Genomic DNA, 17,432 nt, shown 5'->3' with positions numbered 1-17,432 from the left:
AGAAACCACTTTGGCAAAAAACTGGAGAAATACCTTTGTCCTCGAGTACCCATATTAATTTCAAGCAGTATTTAACATCTGCAAAACCTGCGGGCGCGGCTATTCCTGCTGGATTGCAAGATTTGCTTACGGCGGTAGTCAATACCTGTTCAACACTGAGTCATGAGGTGGCTCAGGGCGCATTGATTGGTTTGCTCGGCTCTGCAGGTACCGGCAACGTACAAGGCGAAGTCCAACAAAAACTCGACATCATTGCAAATGATTTGCTGATTGATGGAGTGAAGGGTTGCAAATCACTTGCTGGTTTGGCTTCTGAAGAGATGGAGTTGCCAGTACCAGTAAACGGTACGGGCGATTACTTGCTGCTGTTCGATCCACTAGATGGCTCATCCAATATTGATGTGAACGTTTCTATTGGGACCATTTTTTCTGTTCTAAAGAAGCAAGACCCAAACGCACCTTTAGAGAACTCTGATTTCTTATTGTCAGGTCGCCATCAAGTTGCTGCTGGTTATGTCGTGTACGGCCCTCAAACCACGATGGCATTGACCTTAGGTGACGGTGTGGTGATGTTTACGCTCAATAAAGTCACTGGCGAGTTTTTATTGATCAAGGATTCAGTAACAATTTCCCATTCCACCAAAGAGTTTGCAATCAACATGTCTAACATGCGTCACTGGGCTGATCCAGTGCGCCGTTATGTTGAAGAGTGTCTTGCTGGTGTGAGTGGTGCGCGCGATAAAGATTTCAATATGCGTTGGATCGCCTCTATGGTGGCAGATGTACATCGCGTTCTCTCCCGTGGTGGTGTGTTTATGTATCCATGGGATCAGCGTGAGCCACATAAGCCTGGCAAGTTACGCTTGATGTACGAAGCCAACCCTATGAGTTTCTTAGTGGAGCAGGCGGGTGGCGCCTCAACCAATGGTACAGATCTGATTATGGATTTACAGCCAACCGATTTACATGAGCGCGTTTCTGTGATGTTGGGTTCGAAAGAAGAGATCGATCGTATTCAGCACTACCACTCATAAGTATGCTAGCTCTCCAAAATAAAAAACCCAATCCGTTGATTGGGTTTTTTATTGCTCTGAAGTAATTTCAGAGGGCCATCTATTTGTCCTTAAGGCTTTACCTTTTCCTTGAGGTAGGCAAGTGATTCTTCTACTTGATCAATGAGGATGAGGCAGATATCGCCAGCCAAAAGATCATTAAGGGCTGTATCGATTGCCTTAAATTCTCCATGAATCTCTTTAATCTGTTTCGCTTTGGTAGCGCCAACTAGACCTTCTTGAAGTAGTTTTAAGACTTCACCATCTTCACGCCCACGCTGGCAGGCATCTTGATAGAGGATGACGTTATCAAAAGCATTGCCTAGGATGCGAGTGAGGTCACGAATATCTTCATCGCGACGATCGCCTGCACCGCTAATCACCACATGACTCTTATTCGGCTTCATCGCTTCAATAGCGCTGGTTAAAGCACGCATTGCATCAGGATTGTGACCATAGTCAGCAATCACTGTAGCGCCATTGTGTTGGAATTGGTTAAAGCGTCCTGGCACAGAATTGGCATTGCTCTCAAAGCTATGAAGCCCTCGAGCAATCTTTTCCGCATCCAAGTCTAGAGCCCAGGCGGCACCAATAGAGGCCATCACATTTTCTACCTGGAAACCAAGAACACCATTTTGAGTCAATGGAATCTCGCTGACAGGGAAGCGGAACATCACGCGTGAACCCTTAGAGGCAACTATATAAGTACCATCAAAGTAAATGACTTTTTTATTCTTAGCGCGATGCGCTGCAATGACCGGATGATGCTGGTTTTGAGCAAAGAAAATAACCCGCCCAGCACATTTGTCACCCATCTTTGCAACCATTGGATCAGCAGCATTGAGAACTGCAGCACCAGTAGGGGCAACGTTTTGAACAATGACTCGCTTGAGAATGGCTAAATCTTCCACACTGGTAATGTAATTGAGACCTAGGTGATCACCTTCGCCAATATTAGTGACAACCGCAACTTCACAGCGATCAAAACCAAGACCCTCACGAAGCATACCGCCACGTGCAGTCTCCAATACTGCTGCATCCACATCGGGATGCATTAGGACGTTACGGGCGCTCTTCGGACCACTGCAATCACCGGTGTCGATTAAGCGATGGTTGATATAAACACCATCTGTACCAGTCATGCCAACGCGTAAACCGGTTTCATTTAATAAATGAGAGATTAGGCGAACGGTAGTGGTTTTACCATTGGTGCCAGTAACTGCAACTACGGGAATGCGTCCATCTTCACCTGGAGGGAACATCATATTGACGATGTCTTCGCCAACAGGGCGACCTTTGCCATAGGATGGTTTGAGGTGCATACGCAAACCAGGTGCAGCGTTCACTTCCACAATGCCACCACCTTGCTGTTCCAGCGGTTTATAGATGGACTCACAAAGAATGTCTACGCCAGCAATATCAAGCCCAATCATTTGAGCAGCTGCAACAGCGCTTGCAGCAACATCAGGATGAACGTCGTCAGTCACATCCGTTGCGGTGCCGCCGGTACTCAGATTGGCGTTGTTGCGCAGTAAAACTCGCTCACCAGTTTTGGGAACATGTTGTGGGGTAAGGCCAGAGCTTGCTAAATGGGCTAGGGCAATGTCATCAAAACGAATTTTGGTAAGCGCTGTGGCATGACCGTCGCCACGTAATGGATTTTTGTTTTCCATTTCGACTAATTCGGCCACTGTATGAGTGCCATCACCAACAACCTGCGCAGGTTCACGGCGTGCAGCAGCAGATAGACGATTGCCCACTACAAGTAAGCGATAGTCCGCACCGGGCAGATAACGCTCAACAATGGTTTCACGACCAAAGGCTTGGGTCACGATAAAGCCAGCGCGCACTTCTTCTTCAGTCTGAATGTTGGCAACGACACCTTTACCTTGATTGCCATCTTTTGGTTTTAAAACAATGGCGCCACCAATTTTTTGAGCGGCACGCCAAGCATCATCCGCAGTTGTTACTACCTCACCAATAGGTACTGATACGCCAGCAGCGGCGAGTAAATTCTTAGTAAGCTCTTTGTCTTGTGCAATAGCTTCTGCAATTGCACTGGTATCGCTGGTTTCTGCAGCTTGAATACGTTTTTGTTTGCTGCCCCAACCAAATTGCACCATGCTGCCTTCGGTCATACGGCGATAGGGGATATTGCGCTGTACAGCAGCATCGACGATGGATCCAGTGCTGGGCCCCAAACGGACGTCTTCATAAAGCGCTTCTAATTCGGAGAGGGCTGCAGCTAGATCAAAGGGTGCGTCGTTCAGTGTTGCTTGAATTAAAGCAAAGCCAAAGTCGAAAGCCATTCGACCAACGACTTCTTCTATGTACTCAACTACCACTTGATAGACGCCAACATCGATCGTTTGTACTGTGCGGCTAAAGGTTACTGGACAACCTGCTTGAGCTTGAAGTCCAAGAGCAGCGTGCTCAAGAGCATGTGCAAGGGATAGCACTTCATTGTGACCACCACGACGCATGCTACCGAGCTGTGGAAAGCGTTCACGAATCTTAGTTTCAAACTGGGGAATGGAATCAATAGACCGCTCAGATGCATCACATGAAACAATGGCTTCTAGAGCAGTATGGCGACTCCATAAATTTGGGCCGCGCAACATGCGAATACGGGTGATTTCCAATTAAGCCCCTGTAGCAGTAGTAGCGTCAGGTACAAAAGTTTCTGCACCTGCTTCGATAACATTAAACGGAATATCTAAAGCCCAGGCAGCCGCAATCGCTGCGCCCAAGTTCATAGTCTTCCAAGGAGTAGAGTTGTTTGCTTCTGAGTGGCGCGGTACAGGGATTGATTTTTGATCCAACTTACCGGATTTCAGGGTAATTTGTTGTTTGCCAATCGTTACTGCACGTCCGCCATTCAGCAAATGATTTTTGATAATCTCAGAGTCTGGATTTTCACTAAAGAAGATGACATCACCATCACAAAGCTCTGCCATTTGCACGCACATTACATCATCTGCATTTAGCACCGCTGTACCATTGGGTAGCACTACATCAACCTGTGTGCGAACGATGCTAAAGACTTGATCCTCGTCGTAAATCGCATACTGCGGGAAGTTAGCTTTCGGATCCACATTGAGTACCACGCCAACTTGGCAGCGATCGTAGGCTAAGCCTTCGATCAGCATCGATAAGTGATTGTTCTCAATAACCACCGCTTCTACTGCCCGATTCAGAAGTGTGCGACGGGCATTCTCCCAATTGGATGCGTTGGAATTCGGTATGGCACGATTGCCAAAAAATAATCCCTTGCTGCAAGATAGGCCAACGTAGACATTGGTTAAGCGCAAGAAGTGCGCAATCATTTCAGCGACAGGTGTTTTGCCGCGCTCGCCACAAACACCTACTACTGGGATGCGGAAGTCGGTGCCAGGAGGAAAGAGATGATCCGCAATCTCTTTGCCAACTGGTTGAGGTTTGCCGCTAGCAGGTTTTAAGTGCATCAGCAGGCCAGGGCCAGCATTGACTTCAACAATGGCAGCATTTTGGTCGGCCAATGGCTTGCTAATGTCTTGTGCAACCAAATCAACGCCTGCGATTTCTAGACCAACGACACGAGCGGCTAAAGCTACTTGGCTAGCAACATCGGGGTGGATTAAGTCTGTGACATCAAATGCAACATTACCGTTACTTTGAATCAATACTTTTTGATCAATAGCGGGAACGCTGTCGCCAGTTAGTTGTTGGCGTACCAGTTCAAGCTCTACTGCAGAGTCAATTCGAACAGGATTCAAAGGATGCTCTTCAGCAGTGCCGCGACGTGGATCAGAGTTAATCTGGATTTGAATGAGTTCATAAACAGTATGCTTACCATCGCCAGTAACCCAAACTGTCTCGCCTTTTGCAGCGGCAACTACTTTATTGCCAACCACGAGTAGGCGATGTTCATCACCAACAATATGGCGCTCAACTAACACTTCACTACCTTCATCAATCGCAACCGCGTAGGCTGCTTCAATTTCTTGTTGGGTATAAAGATTAATAAATACACCGCGACCATGATTGCCGTCGATTGGTTTCACCACCACCGGTAAGCCAATATCTTGAGCAGCTTCCCAGGCGTCGTCAGGACTAGTAACGGTTCTGCCTTCAGGGGTTGGTACACCAGCACTGCGCAGCAAGCTCTTGGTTAAATCTTTATCGCGAGAGATGGTTTCTGCAATCGCACTTGTCTGATCAGTCTCGGCAGTCCAGATACGACGTTGTTTGGCGCCATAGCCCAATTGAACTAAGTTGCCTTCAGATAAACGAATTGATGGAATGCCACGCTCTTCTGCTGCATTCACAATGCAAGCGGTACTAGGACCTAGTAAAAGATCGTCCCCAAGATCGCGTAAATTTTCGATGATGGTTTGCACTAGAGCAGCACAATCGATGTTGTCTTGTGCCAAAGCCAGATAGAGGTCACGTGCATATTTGAGAGCAGTGAGGGTCACCTCTTCATTGATTGCACTCACCATCACTTTATAAACACCGCGACGATCTCCATCACGTGCTTTGCCAAAACCGCCAGGAATGCCGGCTAAATTTTGTAACTCAAGCGTCAGGTGCTCCATGATGTGAGCAGGCCAAGTGCCTTCTTCAACGCGCTTTAAGAACCCGCCAGTTTCACCATAGCTGCAACGATGTTCAACCAGGCTTGGCATTGCTTTAACAAGTCGGTCATAAAAGCCAGGAATGAGATTAGAGGGGTAGTCCTCTAAATCGCCAATATCGACCCATACCTCTATAACGGGATGGTAGGTCCACATATTGGGGCCACGGAGATGCTTAACGCTCAGAATCTCGATGGATTTATCTAGTAATTGGGGCATATGCAGTGTTGCGATGGACGTCGCCAGGGGTTTTGGCGTTGACGCGTCAGACAGTCTCTCTGTTTCTAGTAGTTATTGAAAAACCCACAAAATTAGCAAAAATACATAAAAAGGCCTATTTAGATAATTTAACGGCTTTTGACCCCCTAAAGTTGACAGGAGCAATAAATCTAAATAATTCAGCTCCACTATACTTTTAAGGTCAATGAAGCCACAAATCTTACCTTTTGCCCCCGTGCTGCCAAGCCCCTGGGAGGCTTTTTTAGCGAATCAACACTCCCCGGTGAAGAGTCCCGATGCCCTACTGGCATGGGTTGAGCTCGATCTCGATGCGGATTTGCGCTTTGAAAAAAGCCTACTTTTGCTGAGCGATCAGGGGCTGTTTTGGACGGATGGCAAGGTATTTGAGTCTTGGCAATTGGGTGAAGGCGCCCATTTAGTCCATGGTGATCATGCAGGAGTAGGGCATCTAAGGCTAGAAACTGCCGATAAGTTGCTCAAGTCTTGGAATTTCACCTTAGCTGTGAATCCCCAAGTCCTTCGCTTGCAATCCAGTTTTAGACAGCTCAATCGTGGCGAAGAAATTAGCAATGGCGAGGTGAGTGAGTACGACAAACAGGTTTGCCCAGTTTGCTTAAGTCCTAAACCCGCAAACTCTGAGAGTTGCCCAACGTGCGATCCGGAAGATGATGCTCCGCCATCCACTTGGACTTTATTTAAGCTCTGGCGTTTTGCGCGTCCCTATAAAAAACAATTGCTTCTCGGCTTTGTGTTGACTCTACTGTCAACAGGCGCAACATTAATCCCGCCTTATCTCACGATGCCGTTAATGGATCACGTGTTGATCCCATATGAGAAGGGCAACCCGATCGATTTTCATTTAGCCAGCATGTATCTCTTGGCTTTGTTTGGCGCTGCGATCGTTGCATGGGGCTTGGGTTGGTGGAAAACGTATTTACTTGCTTTAGTGAGTGAGCGTATTGGCGCTGACTTAAGAAATACTACTTTTGAGCATTTACTCAAACTCTCATTGGAATATTTTGGCGGCAAACGTACAGGTGATTTGATCGCACGTATTGGCGCCGAGACCGATCGCATCTGTGTGTTCCTATCCCTATACGCGCTCGATTTTGCAACCGATGTGTTGATGATCACCATGACGGCAGCGATCTTGGTATCGATTGATCCTTTGCTGGCCTTGGTCACTTTGGCGCCATTGCCTTTCATCGTCTGGATGATTCATGTGGTGCGCGATCGTTTGCGTTTTGGTTTTGAAAAAATTGATCGTATATGGTCTGAAGTGACTAATATTCTTGCTGACACGATTCCGGGTATTCGTGTTGTCAAGGCGTTTGCACAGGAAGATCGTGAACTCAAACGCTTCGTAGACTCCAATAAACATAACCTGCAAATTAATGATCGCGTGAATCGCGTCTGGGGATTATTCTCGCCCACAGTAACGCTGTTAACAGAAACAGGTTTATTGGTAGTGTGGGGTTTTGGTATTTGGCAAGTAGCACATCAAAAAGTTACTGTCGGTGTTCTGATTGCTTTCTTGGCATACATCGGACGTTTTTATATTCGCCTCGATTCGATGAGTCGAATTGTTTCGCACACACAAAAAGCAGCAGCGGGTGCTAAACGAATTTTTGATATTTTGGATCACGTCTCCAGCGTTCCCGAGCCTATTAACCCAGCCCCTTTGGGTGAGGTTAAAGGGCGCATCTCGATGCGTGGAGTAGGTTTCCGCTATGGCAACCGTGCTGTCACCAAAGGCATTGATTTGGATATTGCCCCAGGTGAAATGATTGGTTTAGTAGGACATAGTGGTTCTGGTAAGAGTACTTTGGTGAATTTAATTTGCCGCTTTTATGATGTGAGCTCTGGCTCTGTTTTATTGGACGGACGAGATATTCGCAGTATCGCCATTGCTGACTATCGCAAGCGGATTGGTTTGGTATTGCAAGAGCCATTTCTATTCTTTGGCACGATCGCTGAGAATATTGCTTACGGCAAGCCTGACGCCACTCGTGAAGAAATTATTGAAGCAGCACGCGCAGCTCATGCCCATGAATTTATTCTGCGCCTACCGTTGGGTTATGACTCCCTAGTAGGTGAGCGCGGCCAGTCTTTATCAGGTGGCGAACGTCAACGGATCTCGATTGCGCGCGCATTGCTGATTAATCCAAGCATTCTGATTTTGGATGAAGCCACTTCATCTGTTGATACAACAACTGAAAAAGAAATTCAGCGCGCATTAGATAATTTAGTCAAAGGTCGCACTACGATTGCAATTGCGCATCGCCTCTCCACCTTGAGAAAGGCAGATCGCTTAGTCGTTTTAGATAAAGGCGAGATTGTTGAAATTGGTTCTCACGAGCAGTTAATGGAAGCGCAGGGCGCTTATTACACTTTGTACCAAGCTCAGCTACGCCATGCAGCAGAGTTGGTTGAAGGCGGCGCTATTGGTGAAAGCTTGGAAGAAGAACAGGCTGAGCAGCAAGAAGAAAAGCTAGAAGAAGTGGCTAAGAAAATTGGGGGTGGCGTATGACGCAAATCAATCAATCCACTCATCAATTAGAGCGTGATGCGCTAGGTCGCCTAGTCTTTATTGATAACAAAGGTGAGCGTCATATTGGTGTCCATCCCGTCAGAGCCTTTCCAATAACCGCGCCTGGTGCTGGCATCGCCATCATGAATCAATCTGGTAAAGAGCTTTGTTGGTTTCCAAACATGGCTGCCATTTCTGAAGCGGAGCTCGGATTAATCGAAGAAGAGTTGGCTGAGCGTGAGTTCATGCCCGTTATTGAAAAAATTACCAAGGTCTCCACCTTTGCTACACCAAGCATTTGGGATATCGAAACTGATTGCGGTCCAACGCGAATCCGTCTCAAAGGTGAAGAGGATATTCGCAGGATTGCTGGCAATACATTGCTCATTGCCGACTCCAATGGCTTGCAGTTCCTCATCAAAGACTCCACACAGCTGGATAAAGTTAGCAAAAAACTGCTAGATCGCTTCCGTTAATCGGCGCTGTTCTTCATTCAGGTTAAGGGAAAACCCTTAACAATCATTTGCATTAAAGACCTTTTAAAAATGTGCATTTTTCGTGCATTAAATGCAGTTTTTTATCTCTGATGTAAGTACACTATCTACGGTCTTTGGCTTGAGTTATCAGGGTTTCTACTAGATTTCAGAAGCCCATGTGAATCGTTTGCGAAATTATTGATGGCAGTCAAGTTTTACTGGCACATCTTGTTTAAAAATCATTCACACAACAAATAAGCCAAATTTAATTGGTTAACCATTTTTTGGAGACATATCTTATGAAGATGAAGTTAAAAGGTGCTTTGATTTCTACAGCATTAGCCCTTGGTGTTGCAGGCGTATCTCCTGCATTCGCTGCATGGGAGCCAACCAAGCCTGTTGAGTTCATTATTCCAGCTGGTCCTGGCGGTGGCGCTGACCAAATGGCTCGCATGATCCAAGGCATCATTACTAAAAACAACTTGATGAAGCAGGCTGTTATTCCTGTGAACAAGGGTGCAGGTGCTGGTGCTGAAGGTTTCTTGGCAATGAAAGAAGCGAAGGGCGATCCAAATAAGATCGTGATTACGCTCTCCAACTTGTTTACTACTCCTTTGGCAACTGGTGTTCCATTTAACTGGCAAGACATCACGCCAGTAGCGATGTTGGCACTTGACCAATTTGTTTTGTGGGATAACGCTGACAAGCCATACAAGACTGCCAAAGAATATATCGATGCTGCTAAAGCAGCGGGTGGCAAGTTCAAAATGGGCGGTACTGGTTCCAAGTCTGAAGACCAGATCATTACTGTAGCGATTGAAAAAGCAACCGGCGCTAAGTTCACTTACATCCCATTCAAGGGAGGTGGCGACGTTGCAGTTCAGTTGGTTGGTAACCACATTGATTCTTCTGTGAACAACCCTATTGAAGCAGTTGCCCAATGGCGTGCAAATAAATTACGTGCATTGTGCGTATTTGATGACACACGTATGCCATACAAAGAGAAGGTTACTGATACTCAATCATGGTATGACGTACCAACTTGTAAAGAAGCTGGCGTTCCAACTGACTACGTTATGTTGCGCGGCATCTTCATGGCTCCTGGTGTAACTCAAGATCAAGTTGATTTCTATATCGACTTGTTCAAGAAAGTTCGCGCTACTCCAGAGTGGAAGAAGTTCATGGCTGATGGTGCATTCAATCAAACATTCATGACCGGTAAAGAATTCAGAAACTGGCTCACATTGAATGAAGCTTTGCATAAGCAATTGATGTCCGAAGCAGGATTCTTAGCTAAGTAATTTTGTTAGAACAAGATGGGGCCTCCAGTAGGGGGTCCCATTTTTTAAGTAAGTGCGTTAATCAACTTTATTAAAAATATAAAAAATGTCTGAACATACAAATAATTCAAATCAAGAATCAGCGATCAGCGTAAGAGCGATGGATATCATCACTGCGCTCGTATTCCTTGCGATTGGCCTGACGGTAATGGTTGGTAGCTTGAAATTGGGCGCTAGCTGGGGTGCGGATGGTCCAGAAGCGGGATATTTCCCTTTCTACATTAGCTTGATTATTTTGCTTTCAAGCACAGTCACTCTTTACCAAGCTGCGATTGTTAACAAGAAAAAGAAAACAGAGTCATTTGTCGATAGCGAGCCATTAAAGCAAGTTATGGCCGTTCTTCTGCCAGCGACTGTGTTTGTATTGGGCGTGCAACTGATTGGTATTTATGTTTCTGCTGCTCTCTACATCGCCATCTTTATGGTGTGGTTAGGCAAGTATCCAATTTGGAAGGCTGTTGCTGTGTCTGTTGGCGTGAGCGCTGCCCTCTACCTCATGTTTGAGTACTGGTTCCAAGTTCCATTGCCACATGGCTCCTGGTTTAACCCACTCGAATTCTTGGGTGTGCAATAAAAAAGAATAACTATTAAAAAAGATTAAATAAGGAGTTCAAGTTGGAAGAAATTAGCGCTCTATTCAACGGCTTTGCCGTTGCAATGACACCCTTTAACTTGCTGTTAATGTTGGTTGGTGTAACGCTCGGTGTGATCATCGGTGTGTTGCCAGGTTTAGGTGGTGCAAACGGCATTGCGATTCTGTTGCCGTTGACATTCACCATGCCACCAACTTCCGCGATCATCATGCTCTCCTGTATTTACTGGGGTGCGTTGTTCGGCGGAGCGATTACATCGGTCCTGTTTAATATTCCTGGTGAACCATGGTCCGTTGCGACAACCTTTGACGGTTATCCAATGGCCCGTAATGGTAAAGCTGGCGAAGCATTGACTGCAGCCTTCACATCTTCATTCGTAGGTGCATTCTTTGCGATTGTGATGATTACCTTCTTGGCACCATTGGTTGCGAAGTTTGCACTCCAATTCGGTCCGCCAGAATTCTTCTCGGTCTACCTGCTCACCTTCTGTAGTTTCGTGGGTATGAACAAGGGATCGCCATTTAAGACCATTTCAGCAATGATGTTGGGCTTTGCTTTGGCAACCGTTGGTATGGACACTGTGACAGGTCAATTACGCTTGACATTCGGTAACCCAGAATTGATGCGCGGCTTTGACTTCTTGATCGCTGTGATCGGTTTGTTCGGTATCGGTGAGATTCTCTTGTCAATGGAAGAAGGCTTGGCATTCCAAGGTGCTGCAGCGAAGATTCGCGGCAAAGTGGTTTGGGAAACTTGGAAGCAATTGCCTAAGTACTGGGCTACTTCATTACGCAGCTGCTTAATTGGTTGCTGGATGGGTATTACTCCAGGCGGTGCAACACCAGCATCTTTCATGGCTTACGGCGTTGCTAAGCGTGTATCCAAAGAAGGTGACAAGTTCGGTACCGGCAAGATGGAAGGTATTGTTGCTCCAGAAACTGCAGCTCACGCTGCTGGTACTGCAGCGCTCCTCCCAATGTTGTCTCTCGGTATTCCTGGTTCACCAACAGCAGCGGTTTTGCTCGGTGGCTTGTTGATCTGGGGCTTACAACCTGGTCCTTTGCTTTTCGTAGAGAAGCCAGACTTTGTTTGGGGCTTGATCGCTAGTATGTATTTAGGTAACTTGGCTGGCTTGTTTGTTGTATTAACTTGCGTGCCACTGTTTGCCTCTATCTTGAGAATTCCATTCTCAATCATTGCACCAGTCATTATTGTGATTTGTGCGGTGGGTGCATACACGGTTCACAACGCCATGTTTGACGTTTGGTTGATGATGGGCTTCGGTGTTCTTGGTTATGTCTTCAAGAAACTCGACTACCCAATGGCTCCAATGGTCTTGGCCTTGGTATTGGGTGACCGCGCAGAAGATTCCTTCCGTCAATCCATGTTGTTCTCACAGGGTAGCTTAGATATTTTCTTCTCTAACCCATTGGTAGGCGGCATCACATCTTTGGCTTTATTGCTCCTCTTCTGGCCATTGATTGGCAAGTTTGTAGGCAAGAAAAAGTCTGCAGCAGCATAAGAAAATCCGCTAGAAATAGCGATTTCAAAGGAAAAAGGGGCGTCAGCCCCTTTTTTCATGATAAAGTGAAAATTCCGATAATATTCCACCATCATGAATTTCCATAAAAACCGCCTCATTCACTGGATTGCTGCTTTTGCAATCGCAATGAGTGCGCTTGCGCCAGCAGTATCACAAGCAGTCTCGCTTGCGAAACATGGTCAAGGTTTTGCGATGGAGATTTGTTCGGTTGACGGCAGCAAGCTGCAAATCAATGTGCAGAGTGATGAGCAAGAGGTAGCGGAGCAAGCTCAGCCATGTCCATATTGCGTAGCTCAAAATAGCATCACACCAGCCTTAAATACCAATCTCACATTCCAAGCGCCGCAAACTTTAGCTTTGCTGCCACAGCTTTTCTATCAATCGCCCAAACCACTCGCAGTTTGGGTAACACCTCCCTCAGCAGCTCCACCAGTAAACGCCTAATTAAATATTAGGGCATAGCCTAGCTATGCAGTTGGCAACGATTCATTCAATACGTTGCAGAATTATCAAGTGGAGTAGTACATGTTGTTCAAGCAGAAAAAAATTAGTGCATGCGTAGGCATGTTGATTGGGCTGGTATTTATTTCCATTGGTGCCCAGGCACAAATTGCACCACCACCTGATTACGATCAAAAGTTAAAGAGTGTCACCGTAACGGCGACTCGCTCCGGTACGCCGTTGGATGAAATTCCTCTGAATACAACCGTCTTGACTAAGGAGGCCTTAGAAGTTGCGCCGGATCAGACGATTGATCAGATTCTGAAGAATGTTCCTGGCGTGATTTTGAATGATCAGCCTTACTACCAAAAGGATCCAACAGGTCAGAGTATTAACGTTCGTGGTCTTGGTAACGCCCGCACCTTGGTATTGATTGATGGACTACCGGCCAACGATGCCTTCTATGGAACTGTACAGTGGAATTTGGTGCCGATGTCCTCAATTGACTCTGTTGAGTTTATCCGCGGTGGCGTATCTAGCCTGTGGGGTAACTATGGCATGGGTGGTGTGATCAACATTAAGACGAAAACCCCGGTGAATAGTCAGCAAGAAGTTTCTGCAAGTATTGGTACATTTGGTACCGGAAATGTAGCGGCCTCAAAAGATCTCATGGCATCAGAAGCCTTGCAATTGCGATTCTCAGCCGACTATTTTGGTACCGATGGCTATCAAAATATTGCAACCATTGCTCCGGCATCTCCAAACAATATTAAAAATGGCCAGAGCAATGCTTCCTCTCATAACTCTAACGTCAGGTTGCAGGGCTACTTTAAGCCGACGCAGGATACCAATGGTTTCTTTAGACTTGGTTATCACACGATGTCTGACCTATCTTCGGGCTATGCCTTTGCAACTAATTTAACGCAAGAAACAGACGTTGCTGGAGGAGTAACTACTCGCCTTGACGACAGGTCTAAAGTGGATGTGAACTTTTTCTATGAGAATACAAATTTCAATAAGCAAAACGGATCTACAACCAGCCTTCAAGGCACAAGGGGTGCAACGGCTCCTTATAACTACCCATATATCAATGCAAACTACAAGGATCCATACAGTACCGTAGGTGCTTCGGCACAATTTACCAAAGAGGTGGCAGGTTTAATTGATCAATATGTAGTAGGTATTGATGCTCGCAATATTGCCGGCTCCAATCAAACAAATAACTTGAGTACTACTGGCGCTGTTCAAGCCGTTAACTATGGCCAAGGTCAGCAGACTTTCTATGGCTTGATGGGGCAGTTGAAATCTAAGGCCGAGGCATTTCCGCTGGAAACTACTTTAGCCGCACGTATTGATCAATGGAATAGCCAAACCCCCACTAATTACAATGCCGGCGCCAATGGCGCCAATCCGGTGTACCAAAATGTCCCAAATCAAAGCAAGACGCAAATAAGTCCAACTTTGGGTTTGTTATATAAGCTAAATAAAAACTGGGATTTACGTTCGGCTGCTTACCAGGCATTTCACGCGCCTGGTATGAATAATACGTTGCGTTCTTATGGCTCATCTAGCGGTTATAGCTTTGCTAATCCCAATCTAACTCCAGAAACCATGACGGGTTACGAGGTCGGCACCGACTATCGCTGGAGTGGTGGCTTTGCGCAATTAACGGGATTTAATAATTACATTCAAAATGCTGTAGCAACTTATAGTCTCTCCTCAAAAAGCGCATCTGACGTTGCTTTAGCTAAGAGTCTTTGTGGTGCTACAACCGGTAATCCGCTAGTTGGTGGGTCGGGCGTTGGTATTTGTAATTCAACGAATATTAGTTATTACACCAACAACCAAAATTTGCTGAGTCAGGGTATTGAATTCCAGTTTCATCATGACATTAACTCTAAGTGGGCAACAGATGCTAATTACGCATTTACTAGCACTAAGTTAACAAACAGTGCTACAAGTGACCCAACAGGCAAACAGGTTGGTGGGGTTCCACAGAACATTCTTGGCGGTGGCTTAACCTATTACCCTGTGCCACAGGCTAGTTTGACTGCTACAGTCCGTTATGTGGGTAGTTCTTGGTTGAATACCTCAAATACTCTACCGGTTGCCTCTTATGCGGTAGTGGGATTGCGTGCTAACTATGAGGTGACAAAAAACGCAACTATCTATGCTTCTGCTGTGAACTTATTTAATCGCCAATACATCACATTTGGCACTGGAAGCAGCAGTACATCCTACACACAGGGTATGCCACAGTCTATTTCTGTAGGTGGACGTATCATCTTTTAATCATGATGCAAATACATTGCCCATTTAGACGCCTAGCACTACTTTGCACACTTTTTTTGAGTGGGCTAGGTGCCGTAGGGTATGTACAGGCGCAGATGGATCATTCCTCTGGCATGACAAGCTCTACAAAAAAGCATATGACCTGCCAGGGTAGTAGTTTGGAGTGCGCAAATGCAGCTACCCCATTTTTTGCTGGGGATGGGAAGTTGTTATTGGCATGGACTGCTAATGGAGTTGTATCCGTTGCTCAATCCAATGATTTGGGTAAAACATTCTCAACACCTGTCAGTATTGCTGAGCATGGCAAGTCATTGGATACGGGTAGTGATGCTCGGCCACAAATTGTTGCGGATAGAGAAAACAATGTCTTTTTGGCTTACAGCTTTTTTAAAGACTCCCATTGGAATGCGCAAATCAATACTGCCCGATCTCTGGATGGTGGTAACACATTTACGCAGCCTACATCTTTGGTAAGTGACAGTTCAAGCCAGCGTTTCCCATCGGTGCTCATAAAGCCAAATGGCAATATTTTTATCTCTTGGATTGATAAACGCCTTGTCGCTGCAGCGAAGCAGGGTGGTGAGAGGCGTCTAGGCGGATCGATAGCCTATTCCCTCTCTCAAGACGGTGGAAAGACATTTCAGGCAGAGCGTTTTGCAAACGAGAGTACTTGTGAGTGCTGCCGAATTGGGGGAGCCTTAGACACTCAAAGTCAGCCAGCTATCGTCTATCGAGCCATCTTCTCTGGCGGTATAAGAGATCAGGCCTCTCAGGTCATTTCAGACAATGGAGCAGGCCCCGTTCGGCGAGTTGCCGATGATGATTGGAAAACAGACGCTTGTCCACATCATGGTCCTTCCATTGCTATTTCGGGATCCGGAAAATTCCATGTGGCTTGGTATACCCAGGGCAGTAAGCGTGTTGGTGTCTTTTATGCCAACTCTAGTAATCAAGGTGCCACTTACTCAAAGCCTAGTCGTATCGGTGCTGAAGGTGCGAATGTTGCAAGACCATATTTGCTCGCTATGGGCCAACATGTGTGGATCGTATGGAAAGAATTCGATGGCAAGAAGTCGTCTGTTTTCTTGAAGGAGTCTACTGATGATGGCGGTACTTGGGGCTCACCTAAAATACTGGCAAGCACAGCAGGATATAGCGATCATCCGCTATTGTTAGCGCGAGGTAATGAAGTTTTTCTATCCTGGTTAACGCGTGATGACGGTTATCAATTAATGAATATTGGGCGTAATCAATGAAAAAGTTTTGGATCACCTGGGTATTAAGTTTATTAATGACCAATATTGTGCTGGCAGATACTGGCACACTTAAGCCATACCAGGCTGGAGATTGGAATGCATTGGTGAAGACTGCTAATGGCGCGCCTTTGGCAATTCATTTTTGGGGAGTGACTTGTCCAGCTTGCGTAAAGGAGATGCCGCAATGGGGAAACTTTCTAAAAGCTAACCCTACAGCTAAGGTGGTGTTCATTCAGGTGGATGATGTATCTATTGATGCTATTAAAAAGATGCTGAGCAAAGCTGGGCTAGAAAAGGTCAATAATTATTATGTGGCCGCTCCATTTGATGAGCGCTTGCGTTACGAGATTGACTCTAAATGGCATGGTGAGACCCCTACAACTATCGTCATCGATAAAAGTGGCAAGGCTAGTCGTAAAACAGGATTAATTGATTTTCAAAAGTTACAAAATGCTTTGATAGTAAGACCCTAATTCAGTTTGTTATTTGTAAATTACCAGGAGAATAGAAATGAAGACAAAACGATTAATTAGTTTATGTGCTTTTGCTGGAATAGCTTTAGGCTTGAGTTTTTCAGCTCACGCTCAAAACGCTAAAGTCGGTAGCGTTCAGATTGAGAACGCTTATACCCGCGCTACTGTTCCAGGGCAGCAGGCTGCCGGCGGATTTATGAAGATTGAAAACAAAGGCGCTGCTGATCAACTCGTTTCTGCAAGCTCACCAGTTGCTGGTGAAGTGCAATTGCACGAAATGGCGATGGATGGCAACGTCATGAAGATGCGTCAGGTAAAAGATATCGCTGTGCCTGCTGGCGGCGCTGTGGAATTAAAGCCAGGCGGCTTGCATTTAATGTTCATGAACATTAAGGCTCCGTTGACTGCTGGTGAAACTGTACCAGTCAAACTCAAATTTGCTAAAGCTGGCGAAGTAGAAGTAAAGATGCCTGTAAATGCAATGGGTAACCCAGGTGCTGGCCATGGCGGAGCAATGAAGCACTAAGATTTGGATTTGATTCAGCAGTAATGCTGAAGTAATAAAAAAGCCCCTAGTTTT

General features: G+C 46.0%; 12 protein-coding genes and 1 pseudogene. 11 read left to right on the top strand and 2 right to left on the bottom strand.

The genetic code is table 11. The features are described from left to right. Positions 1-35 precede the first annotated feature (35 nt). Positions 36-1,034 carry a class 1 fructose-bisphosphatase gene (locus ICN23_RS01040; RefSeq protein ID WP_216860526.1) on the top strand — a complete coding sequence of 333 codons (999 nt, stop codon included), beginning with the start codon at positions 36-38 and terminating at the stop codon, positions 1,032-1,034. Positions 1,035-1,123: 89 nt separating this feature from the next. Here the strand turns inward: ICN23_RS01040 and cphA (ICN23_RS01035) are convergent, their stop codons facing one another. Together cphA (ICN23_RS01035) and cphA (ICN23_RS01030) are read right to left on the bottom strand one after the other, a co-directional pair. Then, complete coding sequence (cphA, locus tag ICN23_RS01035) at positions 1,124-3,694, bottom strand: cyanophycin synthetase (RefSeq protein WP_216230529.1); 2,571 nt, start codon at positions 3,692-3,694, stop codon at positions 1,124-1,126. A 12-nt stretch (positions 3,695-3,706) separates the two neighbouring features. Continuing rightward, positions 3,707-5,887: pseudogene (gene cphA / locus ICN23_RS01030) on the bottom strand (cyanophycin synthetase); the annotation flags it as partial. A 205-nt stretch (positions 5,888-6,092) separates the two neighbouring features. On the opposite strand from cphA (ICN23_RS01030), the gene ICN23_RS01025 reads away from it, so the two are divergent. From ICN23_RS01025 to ICN23_RS00980, 10 genes are all read left to right on the top strand, one after another. After that, positions 6,093-8,438, top strand: a complete 2,346-nt coding sequence (locus tag ICN23_RS01025; RefSeq protein WP_216230527.1) for an ABC transporter ATP-binding protein — start codon at positions 6,093-6,095, stop codon at positions 8,436-8,438. Then, positions 8,435-8,914, top strand: a complete 480-nt coding sequence (locus ICN23_RS01020; protein WP_216230526.1) for a DUF1854 domain-containing protein — start codon at positions 8,435-8,437, stop codon at positions 8,912-8,914. The genes ICN23_RS01025 and ICN23_RS01020 overlap by 4 nt, the downstream gene beginning before the upstream one ends. A 299-nt stretch (positions 8,915-9,213) precedes the next feature. After that, positions 9,214-10,215 (top strand): Bug family tripartite tricarboxylate transporter substrate binding protein, encoded by a 1,002-nt coding sequence (locus ICN23_RS01015; protein WP_370624742.1) that lies wholly within the window; start codon positions 9,214-9,216, stop codon positions 10,213-10,215. Positions 10,216-10,300: 85 nt separating this feature from the next. Further along, positions 10,301-10,828 (top strand): tripartite tricarboxylate transporter TctB family protein, encoded by a 528-nt coding sequence (locus tag ICN23_RS01010; RefSeq protein WP_216230525.1) that lies wholly within the window; start codon positions 10,301-10,303, stop codon positions 10,826-10,828. Positions 10,829-10,869: 41 nt separating this feature from the next. Continuing rightward, positions 10,870-12,369: a tripartite tricarboxylate transporter permease gene (locus ICN23_RS01005; RefSeq protein WP_215346747.1), complete on the top strand. Its 1,500-nt coding sequence runs from the start codon at positions 10,870-10,872 to the stop codon at positions 12,367-12,369. Positions 12,370-12,462: 93 nt separating this feature from the next. Then, the gene (locus ICN23_RS01000; RefSeq protein WP_216230524.1) at positions 12,463-12,834 is read left to right on the top strand and encodes a DUF2946 domain-containing protein; all 372 of its coding nucleotides are present in this window, start codon (positions 12,463-12,465) and stop codon (positions 12,832-12,834) included. An 81-nt stretch (positions 12,835-12,915) separates the two neighbouring features. Then, complete coding sequence (locus ICN23_RS00995) at positions 12,916-15,123, top strand: TonB-dependent receptor (RefSeq protein WP_216230523.1); 2,208 nt, start codon at positions 12,916-12,918, stop codon at positions 15,121-15,123. A gap of 2 nt (positions 15,124-15,125) precedes the next feature. Continuing rightward, entirely contained in the window at positions 15,126-16,379 is a 1,254-nt protein-coding gene (locus ICN23_RS00990; RefSeq protein WP_216230522.1) for a sialidase family protein, read from the top strand. Further along, positions 16,376-16,852: a hypothetical protein gene (locus ICN23_RS00985; protein ID WP_216230521.1), complete on the top strand. Its 477-nt coding sequence runs from the start codon at positions 16,376-16,378 to the stop codon at positions 16,850-16,852. Before ICN23_RS00990 ends, ICN23_RS00985 begins: the two co-directional genes overlap by 4 nt. A gap of 37 nt (positions 16,853-16,889) precedes the next feature. Next, complete coding sequence (locus ICN23_RS00980) at positions 16,890-17,378, top strand: copper chaperone PCu(A)C (protein WP_216230520.1); 489 nt, start codon at positions 16,890-16,892, stop codon at positions 17,376-17,378. Positions 17,379-17,432 lie beyond the last annotated feature (54 nt).

Origin of the sequence: Polynucleobacter sp. MWH-Jannik1A5 (genome assembly GCF_018881795.1) — a bacterium.
In the GTDB taxonomy this organism is placed as follows: Bacteria; Pseudomonadota; Gammaproteobacteria; order Burkholderiales; family Burkholderiaceae; genus Polynucleobacter.
This window is presented reverse-complemented; position numbering and strand designations above follow the sequence as displayed.

What these genes read in the sequence shown, in the direction of transcription:
- ICN23_RS00990 (WP_216230522.1), top strand. Translation starts at nt 15,126, where the DNA reads ATGATGCAAATACATTGCCCATTTAGACGCCTAGCACTACTTTGCACA.
- ICN23_RS01025 (WP_216230527.1), top strand. Translation starts at nt 6,093, where the DNA reads ATGAAGCCACAAATCTTACCTTTTGCCCCCGTGCTGCCAAGCCCCTGG.
- ICN23_RS01000 (WP_216230524.1), top strand. Translation starts at nt 12,463, where the DNA reads ATGAATTTCCATAAAAACCGCCTCATTCACTGGATTGCTGCTTTTGCA.
- ICN23_RS00980 (WP_216230520.1), top strand. Translation starts at nt 16,890, where the DNA reads ATGAAGACAAAACGATTAATTAGTTTATGTGCTTTTGCTGGAATAGCT.
- ICN23_RS01015 (WP_370624742.1), top strand. Translation starts at nt 9,214, where the DNA reads ATGAAGATGAAGTTAAAAGGTGCTTTGATTTCTACAGCATTAGCCCTT.
- ICN23_RS00995 (WP_216230523.1), top strand. Translation starts at nt 12,916, where the DNA reads ATGTTGTTCAAGCAGAAAAAAATTAGTGCATGCGTAGGCATGTTGATT.
- ICN23_RS01020 (WP_216230526.1), top strand. Translation starts at nt 8,435, where the DNA reads ATGACGCAAATCAATCAATCCACTCATCAATTAGAGCGTGATGCGCTA.
- ICN23_RS00985 (WP_216230521.1), top strand. Translation starts at nt 16,376, where the DNA reads ATGAAAAAGTTTTGGATCACCTGGGTATTAAGTTTATTAATGACCAAT.
- ICN23_RS01010 (WP_216230525.1), top strand. Translation starts at nt 10,301, where the DNA reads ATGTCTGAACATACAAATAATTCAAATCAAGAATCAGCGATCAGCGTA.